Raw genomic sequence first — 17406 nt, forward strand, 5'->3', positions numbered from 1 at the left:
CCGCCGGACGGGCCCGAGACCTCACCCCTCCACCCAGATCCATCGTAGATTTCGAGACAAGGAACGGCGGCGACGAGAATGCGGCTGCGCGCACTGCTGGACACCGACGCGCTGGGCCTCAGGCTGCTCGGCGGCGAAGAGGAGCTCGACCGCACCGTCCGTGGCGTGATGACCACGGACCTGCGGGACCCCAGCCGCTACCTGTCGGGCGGTGAACTGGTCCTCACCGGCCTGGCCTGGCGCCGGGACGCCGACGACTCGGAGCCGTTCGTGCGGATCCTCGCGCAGGCCGGGGTGGCCGCCCTCGCGGCCGGGGAGGCCGAGCTGGGCGATGTGCCCGAGGACCTGGTGACGGCCTGCGCCCGGCACCGACTGCCGCTGTTCGGCGTGCACGAGTCGGTGGCCTTCGCGACGATCACCGAGCATGTCGTACGGCAGGTCTCCGGGGAGCGGGCCGGGGACCTCGCGGCGGTCGTGGACCGGCACCGGCGCATGATGACCTCGGGGCCCGCGGGCGGCGGCCCGGACGTCGTCCTGGACCTGCTGGGCTCGGATCTGGACCTGCGCGCCTGGGTGCTGTCCCCCACCGGGCGGCTGATCGCCGGGTCGAAGGTGGGCGGCCCGGCCCTCCCCGCCGACCTGTGCGCCAAGCTCGCCGCCGAGCACCTGGCCGCCGCCCGCACCGGACGGCGCGGCCCGCACCGGATCATGCTGGACTCCACGCCGTACTCGCTGTTCCCGGTGCGCAGCACCGGCCGCTCCCCGCAGGCCTCGCGGGACGTGCGCGAGACGGTGCTGTCGGACTGGCTGCTGGCCGTGGAGGCGGACGCCGGGGACTGGCCCGAGGAGCGGCTGGACCTGCTCCAGGGGGTCACCCAGCTGATCGCCGTCGAGCGGGACCGCCGGGACGCGGCCCGCACGGTGCGCCGCCGGCTGGCGCAGGAGGTCCTGGAGCTGGTCCAGACGGGCGCCGCGCCCGCCGAGATCGCGGCCCGGCTGAGGGTGGCCGCACCGGTCCTGCTGCCCGGGCTGGGCGCGGCCCCGCACTGGCAGATCGTGGTGGCCCGGGTGGAGTGGGAGGGCGGTGAGGTGGACGGCGGTCCGGTGGCCCAGTCGCTGCTGGAGGAGATCCTGGTCGACCCGCTGACCACCGGCCCGGAGCCCTCCGACCGCATCGCGGTGGCGCACACCGGCGACGAGGCGATCGCGCTGGTCCCGCTGCCCGCCGTCTCCTCCGAGCACGACGGCTCCGAGACGGGCCTGCTCGCCGACGCGCTCCTGGAGTCGGTCCGCGACCCGCTCTCGGCGGGCCTCGACGACGACGGCCGGGTCACGCTCGGCGTCAGCGCGGCGGTGCACTCCGCCGAGGGGCTGCGCGGGGCGCTGGAGGAGGCGCGGCACGCCCGCCGGGTCGCGGCCGCGCGGCCGGGGCGGGTGTGCGCGGCGGGGCATCAGGAACTGGCCTCGCACGTGCTGCTGCTGCCGTTCGTCCCGGACGACGTCCGGCGCGCCTTCACCGCGCGCCTGCTGGATCCACTGCGGGACTACGACCGCCGGCACCGCGCCGAGCTGATCCCGACGCTGGAGGCGTTCCTGGACTGCGACGGCTCCTGGACGCGGTGCGCGACCCGGCTGCACCTCCACGTCAACACACTGCGCTACCGGGTGGGGAGAATCGAGCAGTTGACGAGCCGGGACCTGTCCCGGCTCGAGGACAAGCTCGATTTCTTCCTGGCGCTGCGGATGAGCTGAGGGGACGCGGGCATACCCCTGGTGGGGTCGCGGTCCCACGACTTTGTGAAATCCTTCACCTACCCTCTTGGCCTGCGTGGGCCGCAGATGCTGAAATGCGGCCACCACTCAAAGCTCAAGGGCGTGCTCGGGGAGGGCAACGTGGCGCATTCCGCCATGTCTGGTAACGGAACGACCGCCGGTGACGATCCACTCCAGACCGCGGTATGGCGCTTGCGCTCGCGGGCCTGCTGGGCCGACGCGGCAGCCCTGCTGCGGCCCGAGTCCCCGGCGGCCGCGCTGCAACGGGCGTCGCTGCTGGTGGAGCGGTGTCTGTACACCGAGCAGGGCTGGGAGGACGCGGAGGACGCGCTGCGTACGGCGGAGGCCGCGGCGCACAGCGACGAGGAGCGGGGGGCGGCCGCTTGTGAACGCGGGCACCTTGCCTACGCGGCCACGCTGCACACGGTCCGGGACCGGGCGGACGAGGCGCGGGCGGCGCTGGGGCGGGCGGCGGCGCTGATCCCGCCGGGGGCGCCGGGCCGGGCGCTGCTGGACTTCCGGCGGGGTCTGCTGGCGGAGAACCTGGCGCACTCGCCGCAGGCGGCGCGGGCGGCCTACCGCCGGGCGCACGCGGCGGCGACGGCCCACCCGGATCCGCTGCTGCTGTCGTTCACCTGGCGTCATCTGGCCGGACTCGCCCTGCGCGAGGGCGAGTTGGCGGAGGCGCGGCACGGTTTCGCCGAGTCCCTGCGCATCCGCGAGGAGTTGGGCTACCTGGTGGGCACGGCCCCGGCGCTGGCCTCACTGGCGGACACCGAACCCGAACCGGAAGCCTCCCGCCTCCGCGAGGAGGCCCGCCGCCTGTTCCGCCTCCTGGGCGGCGTACCCACCTGGCTGGCCCGCCACTTGACCCAAACCCCACCAACGACAGACGCAGCAACGGCCTGACACCGAGGGCTGCCAGGACCCGGGCGATTCAACGCCGGTCGCGGCCGGGGGCTAGGAAGTCGCCGTGAAGTGTTCGGCTGTCAGGGTTCGTACCGTGTCGAGGTCGCGGGCGATCAGCGCGTCCAGCAGGGCCGTGTGTTCGGCCGCGTCGGTGATCAGGTCGACGCGGCCGCGGCCGGGCTGGGGGCCGACCAGGGGCCACTGGGCGCGGCGGTGCAACTCCCCGGCGATGTGGACCAGTTGCTCATTCCCGGACAGGGACAGCACCGCCGCGTGGAAGGCGCGGTCCGATTCGGCGTACGTCGCCCGGCAGCCGCCGGAGGCGGCCCGTACCGTCGCCTCCGCCAGCGGGCGCAGACCGGCCCAGCGTTCGGGCGGGACCGTGCGGGCCAGCCGGAGCAGCACCGGGACCTCGATCAGGGCACGCACCTCGGCCAGCTCCGCCAGCTCCCGGGCGCCGCGCTCGACTACCCGGAAGCCCCGGTTGGGCACGACCTCCACGGCCCCTTCCAGGGCCAGTTGCTGCATCGCCTCACGGACCGGGGTGGCGGAGACACCGAACCGCTCGCCCAGCGCGGGCGCCGAGTACACCTGTCCCGGCGTCAACTCCCCCGCCAGCAGCGCCCGGCGCAGCGCGTCGAGGATCTGCCCGCGCACCGAGGAACGCTGCACGACCGCCCGAGGGCGCGGCATCGAAGGCTCGCTGTGGGTGTGTTCGCCCCGGACCCGGGCCACCTGCGCGGCGCCGGGCTGGGCGGGCACCCGGGCCTCGCCCCGGGCCCGCGCGATCCCCGGCGTCCCCGCGGCCCGCGCCTCGGCGGAGCCCTGCGCACCCTGGTTCACGGGCTCCTCCTGCGGACGTGTCGGTCTTGGGGCCATTACGGCGGGTTGTTACTCATCCGTCAAGCACCATAAGCGCACCGGCCGCCAGTTCAAATCCAAGCGATCTTGGGTAAGGTAAGGCTTACCTGAAAACCGCACTGAATCGGGAGTCCCGGATGCCTGTGCCCCGTTCGGCCACCACGGACGCGTACACGCGGCTCACCGAAGTCCTCCCGTCACTCCTGGTGACCGAGCTGGACCCCGCGGACCCCACCCCGACCGGCTCCGGCTGGGTCACCGCCGCCGAGCTGGCCGCCGGGGGCGCCCCCCTCGACACGTTCCTGGCCTGGGACGACGAGCAGGTCTGGCGCGACTACGCGCAGCGGGCCCGCCCCGACGTCACCGCCAGCTTCGGACTGCACCGCTACGCCTGGCCCGCCTGCCTGCTGATCACCGTCCCCTGGTTCCTGCACCGCCGCGTCCCCCGCCTGCCCGTGACGCATGTCTCCTACGACCGCACCACCCCCGACTTCCCCATCGGCCGGATGGCGGTCCGTCCGACCGCCGGCTTCGCCTGTCTGCCCGGCGACCCGGCGGCCGGCCTCCCGGGTGCCCGGGTGGTCCCCCACGAGGAGGCCCTGCGCGCCGAGGTCCGCACCGCCGTGGCCGAGCACCTCGAACCCGTCCTCGCCGGCTTCGGCCCGCGCATGCGCCGCCGCGGCCGCGCCCTGTGGGGCATGGCGACCGACGAGATCGTCGAGAGCCTGTGGTACGTCGGACAGCTCCTCGGCGAGGAGGAGCGCGCCATGCGGGAGCTGGAGCTGCTGCTGCCGGGCTCGACCAAGCCGTACGCCGGTTCCGCCGCCTTCCGCGTGCTGACCGGGCCGGACGGGAAGCCGCTGCCCACCCGGGACCGGGTGAGCTGCTGCATGTTCTACACCCTGCGCCCCGAGGACGCCTGCGCCACCTGCCCGCGCACCTGCGACACCGAGCGCGTCAGCAAGCTGCTGGCGACGGCGAGTTGACCCGGCGCGGGGCACGAGCACCCCGCCGGCTCCCGTAAGATCAGCCCCGCGGACCACCCGCTGGGTTTCAGGCGTTTCACAACTTCCTCACTCGTCGCAGGAACTTTCCGTGGAACCACCCGTACGGGTAGTCTTATTCGAACTCAACTCCCGCCCCTCACGCGGCAGTTCGAGCAGAACGCCGCCCTGGGCATCCCCTTGCACTTCCTTGGCGGCCTCTTGCCCCGAAACCCCCTGAGGGCCGGTGGGATTGGGCCACTATGGCGGGCGTTACGCCCTATCCCAATGCAAGGGACCCCAGATGAGACTGACCGACATATCGCTGAACTGGTTGCTTCCGGGCGCCGTACTGCTCCTGGGCACGCTGGCGGCGATGGCGGTGCTCACGCGCGGAAAGCGCTCCTCGGGGAAGGACACGAGTGCCGACGACTCGTGGGAGCGCAGCGAAGAGCGCCGCAGGCGCAAGGAGGCCATATACGGCACCGTCTCCTATGTGCTCCTGTTCTGCTGTGCCGCGGTGGCCGCGGCGCTCTCCTTCCACGGCCTGGTCGGATTCGGCGAGGAGAACCTCGGCCTCACCGACGGCTGGCAGTACCTGGTCCCGTTCGGCCTGGACGGAGCCGCGATGTTCTGCTCCGTGCTGGCGGTGCGCGAGGCGAGCCACGGTGACGCGGCTCTCGGCTCCCGCATACTCGTATGGACGTTCGCGTTCGCCGCGGCCTGGTTCAACTGGGTGCACGCGCCCCGGGGAGTCGGCCACGACGGCGCCCCGCACTTCTTCGCGGGCATGTCCCTGTCCGCGGCGGTGCTCTTCGACCGGGCGCTGAAGCAGACCCGCCGGGCCGCCCTGCGCGAGCAGGGCCTGGTGCCGAGGCCGCTGCCGCAGATCCGCATGGTCCGCTGGCTGCGGGCGCCCCGGGAGACCTACAAGGCCTGGTCCCTGATGCTCCTGGAGGGTGTGCGCAGCCTGGACGAGGCGGTCGAGGAGGTGCGCGAGGACAAGCTGAAGAAGGACGAGCAGCGCAGGCGGCGCCGCGAGGCGCAGCGCGTGGAGCGTGCCCAGCTCAAGGCCATCAGCCGCGGCCACCGCGGGTTCGTCGGCCGGGGCGGCGGACGCCAGGTGGAGGTGGAGGTCCAGGCCGTGGAGCGCGGCGGCTCCGACCGGGTCACCGCGGAGCCTGCCATATCGTCGCCGGAGCAGCTGCCCGTACGCTCGCGTCCCTCACTTCAGCCCGCCCGCACCGGTTCTGAGCCGGTGACCGTCGACCTCACCGCGGAGGACGACACCATGGCCCTGCCGCGGCTGGACTCCCTGGAGCGCAAGCTCAAGGATCTGGAGCAGCAGTTCGGCTGAAAACCGCTCTTCTCGGACGAGCCACGGGAGGGGGTACGGCGTCAGGTCGTACCCCCTCCCGTCGTTGTGCGGGCCGCCGTTCAGGCGGCCTCCGCGTCGAGCTCGAACCACACCGCCTTGCCCACGCCGTGCGGTCGTACGCCCCACGCGTCCGCGAGGGACTCCACCAGCGCCAGGCCCCTGCCGTGCGTACCGTCGTCGGCGTCCGGTACGCACACCCTGGGCCGGTGCGCCACGAAGTCCCGTACCTCCACCCGCAGTCCACTCGGACCCAGGGTGGCGGTCAGGACCGCGTCATGGTCGGTGTGGACGAGTGCGTTGGTGACGAGTTCGCTGGTCAGCAGCTCCGCTATCTCCGATCGTCCCGGCCTGCCCCAGTGCCGCAGCAGCTCGCGAAGTTCCCTGCGCGTCTCGGGCACCGCCCTGAGATCGGCGCGCCCGAGTCTGCGGCTGAGCCGGCACATCGGTGCCGGTTCCCCGCCGCCGTCGCCCTTGTCCTGAGCCGTGTCCGTCGGGAAGGCCCCGATCGCTACGGGACCGCCCCCTCGTACCTGCCTCTTCATGACCCCCGCCCGCGTGCCGATGTGGTTCCCTCCTGCTCGAACACGTTCACGGGATCCATGCCCCGTCGGGCACGGGGCAGTCATGTCGAATCGTCAACGACCAGGCGTTCGGCCACAAAGGGGGCGGCACGCGAGCGGCGGTACGGGGTGCGTGGGCCGCCCTCCCGACCCCCGTGGCGAGAGGGCGGCCCGGTTCCCCCCGGCGCCACCGCGGTCAGTACAGCTTGTTGACCGCCTTGGTGGTGGTCTTCTTGAAGGCGGACACCGGAGCGTCCGAGAAGTCGCCCAGCTGCGACCAGTCCACGACGGTGACGGTCCGGCCGTCCCGGCCGACGGAGAGCAGCCGGATGTCGGTGGCGCCCCAGGTGGTCTCGGTGTGCAGACCGTGCACGCGGGCGCCCTCCTCGACCGGCAGCGAACCGTAGGACTTGTACGTGGCCTCGATCTCCGGGTCGGCCTCGATCCGTTCGGCGCAGGTCTTGAACTCCTTGTTCAGGCTGCTCGCCAGCGCCTTGGCCTTGGCTGCGGTGCCGACGACGATCGTCAGCTGCCGGGCGCTGGTGTCCAGGTCGGTGTGGAACGGGCGGTACCGGGAGTCGTAGGCGAGCAGCGCCTCCTCCAGGCAGAACCGCATCTCGTCCGGGACTCCGTCGGTGACCTTGCCGGCGGTCCAGGTCGCGGAGGGGTGCGGCGGGAGCTGGGAGGCGGACAGGAAGCGGGGCGCGCTCGGCGTCTTCGACGCGGCTCCCGCCGGTACGGTGAGGGCCGCGCCGACGGTGAGGCCGGCGACGGCGAGTACGGTGATCGCGCCTGCTCGGGTGCGCTTGGGCATGAGTGTCCCCCGTGGGTGAGTATGGGTGCGGGTCGTCGTCACCGCGCCGCCGGCTGGTCGGTCCGGCCGTCGTCGGTGCGACACCTCGAGCATCAGCGGTCACAGGACCCGGACGCAACAGGGGACGCGGCTTTCCCCGGGGTGGAACCATCCCAGGCCGTCTGACGTGCAGGTACATGGGGTGCCTGGGATGCCGTCCCGGGCGGGAGAACACGGGGGAAGGGTGTCGGCACAGGACGACGTCGAGGAGTTCGCCGCACTGCTGCGGCGGTTCAAGGAGCGGACCGATCGCAGTTACGGCTCGCTGGCCCGCCGGCTGGGCATGAACACCTCCACGCTGCACCGCTACTGCGCCGGTGACGCGGTCCCCCAGGACTTCGCCCCGGTGGAGCGCTTCGCCGCACTGTGCGGGGCGTCGGCGGAGGAGCGGATGGAGCTGCACCGGCGCTGGCTGCTCGCGGTGGCGGCCCGGCAGCGACCCCGGGGCACGGCGGCACCGCAGACTCCGGCGGAGGAGCCGGCCGAGCACGCGATGCCCGCCCCGGCGCCCGAGGACCCGACTCCGGAAGCGACACCCGAGCACGCGGCACCCGACCCGGCGCCCGAGGACCCAAGGTCCGCCCCAGCGCCGATGAACGCGAGTTCCGACCCGGCGCCCGACGACACGACTTCCACCCCGGCACCCAACGACGCGACTCCGGCACCGGTGCCCGCCCCGCCGGGCCGTCCCTGGTACCGCCGTCGGCGGAGCGCGGTCGCCGCGGCCGTGGTCTCGGTGCTCCTCGTCACCCTGGGCACCCTCTCCACGCTGGACACCGGCCCGGACTCCACCGTGAGCGACCGGCCCCAGGGCGCGGGCAAGCCCCGTACGACCGCACCCGCCACGACGCCGAAGAGCCCGTCCCCCGGGTCCCCGAGCCCCTCGGTCACCAGCGCCTCCCCCTCCGCATCCGCGACGGCGAAGCCCTCGCGGCCCGCCGCCGAGAAGAGCAGCGGCGCACCCTCCGCGCAGGGCGAGCCGAAGGAGGGTGTGCCGCTCACCTGGACCGCGGACTCGCACGTCTGGTCGGAGGGGTGCGGGCACGACTACGTCATCGGCGAGCCGCCCGCGCGGGTGCCGCCGCCGCCCGCCCCGCAGGACGCCAGGGTGTGGGCCGGGGCGCAGGGCGCGGTGCACGGGCGGGAGACCATGGTGCGGATCTCGGTGCAGGGACGGACGTCCACGGCGGTGATCCTGGAGGCCCTGCGGGTCCGGGTGACCGGCCGCGCGGCGCCCGTCGAGGGCAACGCCTACGCCATGGACCAGGGCTGCGGCGGGGCGGTGACCCCGCGTTACTTCGACGTCGACCTGGACCAGGACCGGCCGATCGCCCGCCCGGTCGACGGCAATGACGCGGGTACCACGATCCCGGCGATGCGCCTGCCCTACCGGGTCTCCGCCGAGGACCCCGAGGTCCTGCTCGTCACCGCCCGCACCGAGGGCTGCGACTGCCGCTGGTACCTGGAACTCGACTGGTCCTCCCAGGGCCGCACCGGCACCATCCGCATCGACGACCGCGGCACCCCGCTGCGCACGACGGGCATCAAGGGCCTGCCCCGGTACGCGTACGACACCTCGGCGCGCGAGTGGGGGCCGTACGTGTCCTAGGGCCGGGGCACGTTGCGGAGGTTGGAGCGGGCCATCTGGAGCATGCGGCCCACTCCGCCGTCCAGGACGATCTTGGAGGCGGACAGGGCGAAGCCGGTGACCATGTCGGCTTTGATCTTCGGCGGGATGGACAGGGCGTTGGGGTCGGTGACGACGTCGACGAGGGCCGGGCCCTTGTGCCGGAAGGCGTCCTTGAGGGCGCCCGCGAGCTGCTTGGGCTTCTCCACGCGTACGCCGTAGGCGCCGCACGCCTGGGCGACGGCCGCGAAGTCGGGGTTCGTGTTCGTGGTCCCGTACGACGGGAGCCCGGCGACCAGCATCTCCAACTCGACCATGCCGAGCGAGGAGTTGTTGAACAGGACCACCTTCACCGGCAGGTCGTACTGGACCAGCGTGAGGAAGTCGCCCATCAGCATGGAGAATCCGCCGTCGCCGGACACCGACACCACCTGGCGGCGGCGGTCGGTGAACTGGGCGCCGATCGCCATGGGCAGCGCGTTCGCCATCGAGCCGTGGGAGAAGGAGCCGATGACCCGCCGGCGGCCGTTCGGGGTGAGGTAGCGGGCGGCCCAGACGTTGCACATGCCGGTGTCGACCGTGAACACCGCGTCGTCGGCGGCGATCTCGTCCAGCACCGCGGCCACGTACTCCGGGTGGATCGGGACGTGCTTGTCCACCTTCCGGGTGTACGCCTTGACGACCCCCTCCAGCGCGTCGGCGTGCTTCTTGAGCATCTTGTCGAGGAAGCGCCGGTTCTTCTTGGTCCGCACCCGCGGGATCAGGCAGCGCAGGGTCTCGCGCACGTCGCCCCACACCGCGAGGTCCAACTTGCTGCGGCGGCCGAGGTGTTCGGGCCGGACGTCGACCTGGGCGATCTTGACGTCGTCGGGCAGGAAGGCGTTGTACGGGAAGTCGGTGCCGAGCAGGATCAGCAGATCGCACTCGTGGGTGGCCTCGTAGGCGGCGCCGTAGCCGAGGAGTCCGCTCATGCCGACGTCGAAGGGATTGTCGTACTGGATCCACTCCTTGCCCCGCAGCGCGTGCCCCACTGGGGACTTGATCTTCTCGGCGAACTCCATGACCTCCGCGTGCGCGCCCGCCGTGCCGCTGCCGCAGAACAGGGTGACCTTGTCGGCCGCGTCGATCAGCCGGACCAGCTTGTCGATCTCCTCGTCGCCGGGGCGGACCGTGGGCCGGGTGGTGACCAGGGCCGTCTCGACGGGCTTGTCGGGGGCGGGCCGGTCGGCGATGTCGCCGGGCAGGGAGACCACGCTGACGCCGGAGCGGCCGACCGCGTGCTGGATGGCGGTCTGGAGCAGCCGGGGCATCTGCTGCGGGCTGGAGATCATCTCGCTGTAGTGGCTGCATTCGCGGAACAGCCGGTCCGGGTGGGTCTCCTGGAAGTAGCCGAGGCCGATCTCGCTGGAGGGGATGTGCGAGGCGAGGGCGAGGACGGGGGCCATGGAGCGGTGGGCGTCGTAGAGGCCGTTGATCAGGTGCAGGTTGCCGGGGCCGCAGGAGCCCGCGCAGGCGGTCAGCTTCCCGGTGATCTGGGCCTCCGCGCCGGCGGCGAAGGCGGCGGTCTCCTCGTGCCGTACATGCACCCAGTCGATGCCGGAGTTGCGGCGTACGGCGTCCACGACGGGGTTGAGGCTGTCGCCGACCACGCCGTACAGGCGCTCGACCCCGGCGCGGACGAGGATGTCGACGAACTGCTCCGCGACGTTCTGCTTGGCCATGGCTGCGCGTACCCCTTCGAATCGCCTGCTCCGGGTTCCATTGGAGGCACAGGGGCGCGCGGTTCGCTCGGTCAGTTCTCCCAGACGGCGGCGGCCGTACGGTCGTCGGCGTAGCCCTTGACGCGGACCTGGGTGTCGGCGAGGAACGCGGCGAGCCCCGGCGGGGTGGGGGCGGACCACCGGTCGGTCAGATGGCGGGCGAGGTCCGCCTCGCCGCGCAGGGGCTCGGCGAGGCCGCCGGTGCACATCAGGAGCGTGTCGCCCGGACGGGCGACCGAGGCCCGGAAGCGGAACGGCTCGCGGGGTGGTTCCGGGGCGGGCTCGTACGGGCTCGGGGGCTTGGGGATGCCCAGGTCCATGGTGAGCCGGTCGCCCTCGGGGGTCTCGGACGGCGGCGAGCCGAAGCCCACCACGGGCTCGCCCACGACGTCCGTGACCCGCGGCTCGATGTCCTGCCACTCGCCGTCCCGCAGCCGGAACAGCCCTCCCGCGCCGACGCCGAAGAAGACGCGGGTACGGCACTCGGGGTCGGCGGGGAGCAGCAGGCAGCGCAGGGTGGCGGCGTACTCCTCCGGGTCCACGCCCAGTTCGGCGGCGCCGGCGCGGAGCTTGCCGAGGCTGCGGGCGGTCAGCCGGTGCAGCCCGGACTTCAGGTCGCCGCGGCGGGCGGCGCGGATGTCCTCGGCGAGGCGGGCGTGGCTGCGGCCGACGGCCCTGCCGATCCAGTGGCAGGCCTCGGCGGCGGCGCGGTGGGCGCCGGGGGTGGCCCGGGCGCCGGTGGCCATGGCGACCAGGACGAGCGCGGTGTCGCCGGTGCCGAAGCGGGCGGTGAGGAGGGAGTCGCGGCGGGGCTCGCCCCGGTAGCGGGCGGAGTCGCCGCGGACGGAGGCGGCGCGCAGGGTGCAGGCGCCGTACTGGGCGCCGTCGAGGACGGTGTCGGCGACCAGGTCGTCCAGGTCGTCGGGGTCCGCGGGCGGGAGGGCGGTGGGTTCGGGCTCGTAGGTGGGCGGGCCGGAGCCCACGTACGCGACGGCCGGAGGGGCCGGGTCGGCCGTCACCGTCGCCGTCACCGTCGCGGTCGCCGGCGGTGGCGGTGGCGGTGGCTGCGGCGGTTCGTAGGGGGTCCGTTGCTTGTTCACCGTGGTCGACGCCGAGGCGAACCGGTCGTCCAGGGAATCCGGGGCGGCCGCGGGACCCGTGTCCTCGGTCCTGTCGTCGTACAGCTCCATCCACCAGTCGTCGTCCCGACCGGTGGGCCTTCCCCCCTGCTGGCTCATGCCCCTAATTGTCCACCGCCGGGGCCGGATGAAAACGGGGCATCCCGAAAATCGGGTGAAGCACAGAACGCGGGTGCGACCTCCGCCCGCCCGGGCGGCGACCGCTCCGCAAGCGCTGACCTGCGGGTCCGCCCGGGCTCCTGCACTCTGGTCAGATGGGAGTGGCGGACACCCTGCTGGTCGGCATGGTCATCCTGCTCGGCCTGTGCGGAGTGCTGGCGCCCGGCGTACCGGGGTCGTGGCTGGTCTGGGCCGCGATCATGTGGTGGGCGCTGCAGGACCCGCGGCCGATGGCGTGGTGGCTGCTGGTCGGGACGACCGTCGCCCTGTTCCTGTCCCAGGTGGTGCGCTGGGCCCTGCCGCCCCGGCGGCTGCGGGCGAGCGGCGCCACCCGCCGGATGGGCGTGTGGGCCGGGGCGGGCGCGTTGCTCGGGTTCTTCCTGATCCCCGTGGTCGGCGCGATCCCCGGCTTCATGGCCGGGATCTACCTGGAGGAACGCCGACGCCTCGGCCGGCACGCGGAGGCCCGGGCGGCTCTGCGCACGGCGATGCGGTCGGGCGGCTCCAGCGTGCTGGCGGAGCTGTTCACCTGTCTGCTGATCGCGGGGGCGTGGCTGGGCGTGGTGATCCGGGGGTGAACTCAGCGCGCCGAGGCTCCGGTGCGGTGGTGCTTGCCACCGCGAGCGCCCCCTCCAGGGTCAGCAGTGCCGTCTTGCGGTCCAGGCCGCCCGCGTAGCCGGTCAGGGTGCCGTTGGCGCCGATCACCCGGTGGCAGGGACGGAGGATCAGCAGGGGGTTGGCGCCGATCGCGCCGCCGACGGCCCGGACGGCCGCCCGGGGAGCACCGATCCGCGCGGCGATCTCGCCGTACGTGGTGGTCCCGCCGTAGGGCACGGTGTCCAGGGCCTCCCACACCCTGGCGCGGAACGCGGTGCCCTCGGCGCGCAGCGGCAGCCGGAACTCCTTCAGCTCCCCCGCGAAGTAGGCGGCGAGCTGTTCCTGGGCGTCCCCGAAGGCGTCCGGCTCGTGCCGCCAGCCCTCCTGGACGCTCCGGCCGCCCTTCTGGCCGGGCACGGACAGTGAGGTGAGAGCACCGCTCACGGAGTCCGCGGTGACCAGGAGGGGGCCCACGGGGCTGTCCAGGTTCGTCCACAAGGTGGTCATCAGGCTTGCTCCAACTCCCCTGCTGCGCGCAGGTGTTGCCAGGCGTACGAGCGCCAGGGGCGCCAGCTGTCGGGGACGTCGGCGCCGGGCGGCGCGACGTCCGGGTCACCGAGGGCGCGGGTGCGCACCACGGCGACGGTACGGGCATCGAGGCCGGGCAGGGCGAGCAGCGCCCGCTCGGCGTCGTCCCGGTCGGCGCCCGCGTCCAGGCGTACGGCGCCGTCGGCGAGGGCGGCCGTGAGCGCGCCCAGGGGGCCGTGCGGCTCGGCGCCGGCGAGGACGGCCGGTTCCGGGAAGAGGTGGGTGAGGCTCCCGCAGGGCGCGTCCAGCGCCTTGCCGTACGCGCGCACCAGCCGCTCGGCGGCGGCGGGCCCCACCAGCGCCCGTACGGCGAGTTCCTCGGGGTCGGCGGCGCCGGGCGAGCGCAGGCCCGGGCGGGCGGCGACCAGCGGGGCGAGCCGGGCGTCGGCGCCGAGCCGGGCGTCGACGGCGTAGGGGTCGGCGTCGAGGTCGAACAGGCGGCGCAGTCGCTGGACGGCGGTGGTCAGGTCGCGGGGGTCGGTGAGGTGGAGCCGGGCGTCGAGCCAGCCGCCGGGGTGGGTCCCGGTGCCGGCCGCGCCGCCGCCGGGCCGCTCGTCGACGGCGACGATGCCCGTGCCGTGCGGCAGCCGCAGGGTGCGGCGGTAGGTGCGCCGGCCGGGGGCGCCGCTCACCTCCTCCACGCCGGGCACGGCCTCGGCCTGGAGCAGGTCGAAGACGGCGCCGGACCGGTAGGGGCCGCGGTGGGCGAGCCGGAGCGGGATTCCGGCGGTCGGGGTGCCGCCGCGCCGGGCGGACCGGGCGGCCGCGGCGCGCAGGGCGCTCGGGGTCCGGGCGTAGACCGCCCGCATGGTGTCGTTGAACTGCCGCACGCTGGCGAATCCGGCGGCGAAGGCGATCTCGGTGATCGGCAGGTCGGTGGTCTGGCACAGGACGGGCGCGGTGTGCGCCCGCTGGGCGCGGGCCAGCGCGACCGGGCCCGCGCCGAGTTCGCCGGTCAGCTGGCGCTGCACCTGCCGGGGGCTGTAGCCGAGCCGGCCGGCGAGCCCGGCGACGCCCTCCCGGTCGACGACGCCGTCGCCGATCAGCCGCATGGCCCGGCCGACGACGTCCGCGCGGACGTTCCACTCGGCCGAGCCGGGCGCGGCGTCCGGCCGGCACCGCCGGCAGGCCCGGAAACCCGAGCCCTGCGCGGCGGCGGCGGTCGCGAAGAAGCGGACGTTGCGGCGCTTGGGGGTGACGGCGGGGCAGCTGGGCCGGCAGTAGATGCCGGTGGTCTCGACGGCGAAGAAGAACTCCCCGTCGAACCGGGCGTCCCGGCTGCGCACGGCCTCGTACCTGGTGTCTTCGTCCATCACGCGTCCCAGTCTCCGGCAGTCGCGGGGGCGGGGCTAGCGGGATTCGGACGTGACGGTCGGTGCGGCCTAACGCCAGCCGTTGCGCTTGGCCTGCATCGCCGCGCGCCCCTCCGCCCCCCTTCGCTTCCAGTCGCGCCGGATCTCGGCCCGCAGCCGGGCGTCGGTCTTGGCCACGATCCGCTGGTTCTCCCGCATCAGCTTCCGGTAGCTGTCGAGCCGCCGCACGGCCAGCTCCCCGGAGTCGATGGCGGCGAGGACGGCGCAGCCCGGCTCCGCCTCGTGCGCGCAGTCGTGGAAGCGGCAGCGCGCGGCGAGCTCCTCGATCTCCGCGAAGACCTGCCCGACGCCGGTCCCCGCGTCGAACAGCCCGACCCCCCGCAGACCGGGGGTGTCGATCAGGACGCCCCCGCCGGGCAGCGCCAGCAGGTTCCGGGTGGTCGTGGTGTGCCGCCCCTTGCCGTCGATGTCCCGGGTGGCCCGGACGTCCATGACCTCCGCCCCGAGCAGCGCGTTGGCGAGGGTGGACTTGCCCGCGCCGGACTGCCCGAGCAGCACGGACGTGCCGCCCCCGACGACGGCGGCGAGGACCTCGAGCCCTTCGTCGAGATGGGCGCTGACGGTCAGCACCGGCACACCCGGCGCCGTCGTCTCGACGTCCTGCACGAGATGCGCGAGCGTCACCGGGTTCGGCACGAGGTCCGCCTTGGTGAGCACGACCACGGGCTGGGCGCCCGATTCCCAGGCGAGCGCCAGGAACCGCTCGATCCGGCCGAGGTCGAGTTCGACGGCCAGCGACACGGCGATGACGGCGTGGTCGACGTTGGCCGCGAGGATCTGCCCCTCGGACCGCTGGGAGGAGGTGGAGCGCACGAAGGCGGTACGGCGCGGCAGATACGTCCGTACGTAGCGCGGGTTGCCGCCGGGTTCGACGGCGACCCAGTCACCGGTGCACACCACGCGCATCGGGTCGTTGGGGGTGACGAAGGCGGTGTCGGCGCGGAGCGTCCCGTCGGCGGTGACGACGTCGCACTGCCCGCGGTCGACGCGGACGACGCGCCCGGCGAGCAGGCCCTCGGCGTCGTAGGGGGCGAACTCGTCCGCCCAGGCGTCGTCCCAGCCGTAGGGGAGGAGCGAGGTGAAAGCAGAGCTGGAAGTCAAGGGTGACCCTTCACAAGGGCGGCCCCGGCGCGCGTCGCTGGACGCGAGGGAGAGTGGGTTCAGCCGGTGGCCACGGAGGTGGACGTGATGGATTCCTGGATGCGGGCAGCGCCCATCGCAAAGACAGCCATCGGTCGACACCTCCTCGTCCACTCTCGTCGGTTCACACGCGATCGGTGTGATGCGCCGTCACTGTAGCCCGGCCCCGCGGCGGGGCGTCAACGTATTTTCTCCGCTCAGGTCGTGCCGCACTTCCGGCCGTTCAGCGCGAAGTCGTGCGCCGGGGAGTTCTTGCCCTGCCAGGAGGCGGTGAAGCCGAAGGTGAGCGTGCCGTCGGCGGGGACCGCCTGGTTGTAGGCGGTGGCGGTGGCGGTGACCCGGGAGGCGTGCTGCGTGAAGTCCGCGTCCCACATGTGGCCGACGCGCTGGCCCTCGCGGAAGGACCAGGACACCCGCCAGGTGTCCAGGGGCTGCTCGGTGGTGACGGTGACGGTGGCCTGGAAGCCGTCGGGCCACTGGTTGACCAGGTGGTAGCGGACCCGGCAGGTCTCCGGGGCGCTGGGGGCGGCTGCGGAGGTCGTGGTGGCGGTGCCCTGGGGTCCGGGGTCGGGGTCCTCGCGCTCCGGGGAGCGCTCGGGGGTGCGCTCGCCGGGACCGGCGGAAGGCCGCGCGGACGGGCTCGCGGCGGTGTCCTCGGCCGAGGGCTCGAACGACGGGCCGGACTGGCCGGCCACCGGCTGACGGCCGGAGTCGCCGGCCGCCGTGTCGCCGCCGGAGCCCGGGCCGGAGCCGGAGCCGCCGAACGGCATCAGTGACACGGCGAGCGCCAGCAGCGACACCAGGACGGCCGCGGCGAGCAGACCGCCGCGTACCGTCTTCGCCTTCCGCGCCGCGGGGTCGGCGTCCACGCCGTCGGGGACCGCCGGGCCGGGGCGTCCGGCGCCGAGCCGGACCTCGGCGGCGCGCCGGCGGCGCTCCAGGTAGGCGAGGCCGCCCCAGCCGATGACCCCGCCGGCGAGGGCGGCGGGCAGACCCACGCCGTGCAGCCGCAGACAGGCGGCGGCCTCGGCGCAGTCCACGCAGCGGGCGAGGTGCTGCGAGAGGTCGGCCGGCACCTCGGTGACGGGTGAGCGGGTCACCGCGTCGAGCAGCCGGACATAGCCGCGGCACTCGGGGGCCTGCGGCGCGTCGAGCAGGTTGCGGTGGCAGCGGTCCCGGAACAGGCCCCGCACCTGGACGAGTTCCTCGGAGACGGTGGCCGGGTCGAGGCCGAGCCGGCGGGCCACGACGGACAGCGGCAGCGCCTCCACCTCGGCCAGCCACAGCAGTTCGGCGTCGGGCTGCTGCATGTCCCGCAGTCCGCGCAGCGCGAGCGGGCGCCCCTGCGGCGGTCCGGCGTACCGGGCGGCCTTGCCGGAGTTGAGCCACAGCCGCAGATCGGGGTCGAGGCGGCTGCCCCGGCCGCTGACCTCCCAGTCGGCGGCGGCGGTGCGTACGGCGGTCAGCAGCAGGGGTATCCGGGGCAGCCGCGGGGAGCGGCGGCCGGCGTACCGGGTGCCGTGCGACGCGGCGGCGCGGACCTCGCGCATGCCGGCCGAGAACGCCTCCGTGGCCAGGTCGGTGGCCGCGGTGGAACCGGCCGTGCACAGGTCGGCGTACGAGAGCACGGCGTCCCAGCACTCGGAGAACAGCGCGGCCTCGGTGGCGTCCTGGGGGCTCGGCAGGTCGGGCATGGGTCTCCTGCA

Annotated in this window: 15 protein-coding genes; 6 read left to right on the forward strand and 9 right to left on the reverse strand. The window is 74.0% G+C overall.

The annotated features are described in order from the left end of the window. Positions 1-78: 78 nt before the first annotated feature. Together ACWD1Z_RS07035 and ACWD1Z_RS07040 are read left to right on the forward strand one after the other, a co-directional pair. A complete protein-coding gene (locus ACWD1Z_RS07035) occupies positions 79-1752 on the forward strand; it encodes a PucR family transcriptional regulator (protein ID WP_451116228.1) in 1674 nt (557 codons plus the stop codon). 156 nt (positions 1753-1908) lie between these two features. Next, entirely contained in the window at positions 1909-2682 is a 774-nt protein-coding gene (locus ACWD1Z_RS07040) for a hypothetical protein (protein WP_451116230.1), read from the forward strand. 51 nt (positions 2683-2733) lie between these two features. On the opposite strand, the gene ACWD1Z_RS07045 is transcribed toward ACWD1Z_RS07040, so the two are convergent. Continuing rightward, positions 2734-3525: a GntR family transcriptional regulator gene (locus tag ACWD1Z_RS07045; RefSeq protein WP_451116231.1), complete on the reverse strand. Its 792-nt coding sequence runs from the start codon at positions 3523-3525 to the stop codon at positions 2734-2736. Between the two features lie 155 nt (positions 3526-3680). Between ACWD1Z_RS07045 and ACWD1Z_RS07050 the strand changes: the two genes are divergently transcribed. Next, positions 3681-4529, forward strand: coding sequence for a (2Fe-2S)-binding protein (locus tag ACWD1Z_RS07050; protein WP_451116233.1), 849 nt, complete (start codon positions 3681-3683; stop codon positions 4527-4529). 301 nt (positions 4530-4830) lie between these two features. Next, positions 4831-5883 carry a DUF2637 domain-containing protein gene (locus tag ACWD1Z_RS07055; RefSeq protein WP_451116235.1) on the forward strand — a complete coding sequence of 351 codons (1053 nt, stop codon included), beginning with the start codon at positions 4831-4833 and terminating at the stop codon, positions 5881-5883. A gap of 80 nt (positions 5884-5963) precedes the next feature. On the opposite strand, the gene ACWD1Z_RS07060 is transcribed toward ACWD1Z_RS07055, so the two are convergent. Beyond that, positions 5964-6347 carry an ATP-binding protein gene (locus ACWD1Z_RS07060; protein ID WP_451116347.1) on the reverse strand — a complete coding sequence of 128 codons (384 nt, stop codon included), beginning with the start codon at positions 6345-6347 and terminating at the stop codon, positions 5964-5966. Positions 6348-6660: 313 nt separating this feature from the next. After that, positions 6661-7278, reverse strand: coding sequence for a hypothetical protein (locus ACWD1Z_RS07065; RefSeq protein ID WP_451116237.1), 618 nt, complete (start codon positions 7276-7278; stop codon positions 6661-6663). A gap of 190 nt (positions 7279-7468) precedes the next feature. Here ACWD1Z_RS07065 and ACWD1Z_RS07070 point away from each other — a divergent pair, with 190 nt between their 5' ends. Further along, positions 7469-8926, forward strand: coding sequence for a helix-turn-helix domain-containing protein (locus ACWD1Z_RS07070; protein WP_451116238.1), 1458 nt, complete (start codon positions 7469-7471; stop codon positions 8924-8926). On the opposite strand, the gene ACWD1Z_RS07075 is transcribed toward ACWD1Z_RS07070, so the two are convergent. Then, positions 8923-10665, reverse strand: coding sequence for a pyruvate dehydrogenase (locus tag ACWD1Z_RS07075; protein WP_451116240.1), 1743 nt, complete (start codon positions 10663-10665; stop codon positions 8923-8925). The two genes, ACWD1Z_RS07070 and ACWD1Z_RS07075, sit on opposite strands and share 4 nt — an antisense overlap. A 71-nt stretch (positions 10666-10736) precedes the next feature. Continuing rightward, a complete protein-coding gene (locus ACWD1Z_RS07080; protein ID WP_451116242.1) occupies positions 10737-11942 on the reverse strand; it encodes a protein phosphatase 2C domain-containing protein in 1206 nt (401 codons plus the stop codon). Between the two features lie 155 nt (positions 11943-12097). Between ACWD1Z_RS07080 and ACWD1Z_RS07085 the strand changes: the two genes are divergently transcribed. After that, positions 12098-12580 (forward strand): DUF456 domain-containing protein, encoded by a 483-nt coding sequence (locus tag ACWD1Z_RS07085; RefSeq protein ID WP_451116243.1) that lies wholly within the window; start codon positions 12098-12100, stop codon positions 12578-12580. Here the strand turns inward: ACWD1Z_RS07085 and ACWD1Z_RS07090 are convergent. The 4 genes from ACWD1Z_RS07090 to ACWD1Z_RS07105 form a co-directional block, all read right to left on the reverse strand. Then, positions 12528-13106, reverse strand: coding sequence for a methylated-DNA--[protein]-cysteine S-methyltransferase (locus ACWD1Z_RS07090; RefSeq protein ID WP_451116244.1), 579 nt, complete (start codon positions 13104-13106; stop codon positions 12528-12530). The genes ACWD1Z_RS07085 and ACWD1Z_RS07090 overlap by 53 nt on opposite strands. After that, entirely contained in the window at positions 13106-14500 is a 1395-nt protein-coding gene (locus ACWD1Z_RS07095; protein ID WP_451116349.1) for a DNA-3-methyladenine glycosylase 2 family protein, read from the reverse strand. The genes ACWD1Z_RS07090 and ACWD1Z_RS07095 overlap by 1 nt, the downstream gene beginning before the upstream one ends. Before the next feature lie 69 nt (positions 14501-14569). Continuing rightward, complete coding sequence (gene rsgA / locus ACWD1Z_RS07100; protein WP_451116246.1) at positions 14570-15661, reverse strand: ribosome small subunit-dependent GTPase A; 1092 nt, start codon at positions 15659-15661, stop codon at positions 14570-14572. 236 nt (positions 15662-15897) lie between these two features. Then, a complete protein-coding gene (locus ACWD1Z_RS07105) occupies positions 15898-17394 on the reverse strand; it encodes a cellulose binding domain-containing protein (protein WP_451116248.1) in 1497 nt (498 codons plus the stop codon). Positions 17395-17406: the final 12 nt, after the last annotated feature.

This window comes from Streptomyces sp. NPDC002784, assembly GCF_053592135.1.

What these genes read in the sequence shown, in the direction of transcription:
- ACWD1Z_RS07075 (WP_451116240.1), bottom strand. Translation starts at nt 10,665, where the DNA reads ATGGCCAAGCAGAACGTCGCGGAGCAGTTCGTCGACATCCTCGTCCGC.
- ACWD1Z_RS07060 (WP_451116347.1), bottom strand. Translation starts at nt 6,347, where the DNA reads ATGTGCCGGCTCAGCCGCAGACTCGGGCGCGCCGATCTCAGGGCGGTG.
- ACWD1Z_RS07105 (WP_451116248.1), bottom strand. Translation starts at nt 17,394, where the DNA reads ATGCCCGACCTGCCGAGCCCCCAGGACGCCACCGAGGCCGCGCTGTTC.
- ACWD1Z_RS07050 (WP_451116233.1), top strand. Translation starts at nt 3,681, where the DNA reads ATGCCTGTGCCCCGTTCGGCCACCACGGACGCGTACACGCGGCTCACC.
- ACWD1Z_RS07095 (WP_451116349.1), bottom strand. Translation starts at nt 14,500, where the DNA reads ATGGACGAAGACACCAGGTACGAGGCCGTGCGCAGCCGGGACGCCCGG.
- ACWD1Z_RS07085 (WP_451116243.1), top strand. Translation starts at nt 12,098, where the DNA reads ATGGGAGTGGCGGACACCCTGCTGGTCGGCATGGTCATCCTGCTCGGC.
- ACWD1Z_RS07040 (WP_451116230.1), top strand. Translation starts at nt 1,909, where the DNA reads ATGTCTGGTAACGGAACGACCGCCGGTGACGATCCACTCCAGACCGCG.
- ACWD1Z_RS07055 (WP_451116235.1), top strand. Translation starts at nt 4,831, where the DNA reads ATGAGACTGACCGACATATCGCTGAACTGGTTGCTTCCGGGCGCCGTA.
- ACWD1Z_RS07080 (WP_451116242.1), bottom strand. Translation starts at nt 11,942, where the DNA reads ATGAGCCAGCAGGGGGGAAGGCCCACCGGTCGGGACGACGACTGGTGG.
- ACWD1Z_RS07090 (WP_451116244.1), bottom strand. Translation starts at nt 13,106, where the DNA reads ATGACCACCTTGTGGACGAACCTGGACAGCCCCGTGGGCCCCCTCCTG.
- ACWD1Z_RS07035 (WP_451116228.1), top strand. Translation starts at nt 79, where the DNA reads ATGCGGCTGCGCGCACTGCTGGACACCGACGCGCTGGGCCTCAGGCTG.
- ACWD1Z_RS07065 (WP_451116237.1), bottom strand. Translation starts at nt 7,278, where the DNA reads ATGCCCAAGCGCACCCGAGCAGGCGCGATCACCGTACTCGCCGTCGCC.
- ACWD1Z_RS07070 (WP_451116238.1), top strand. Translation starts at nt 7,469, where the DNA reads ATGCCGTCCCGGGCGGGAGAACACGGGGGAAGGGTGTCGGCACAGGAC.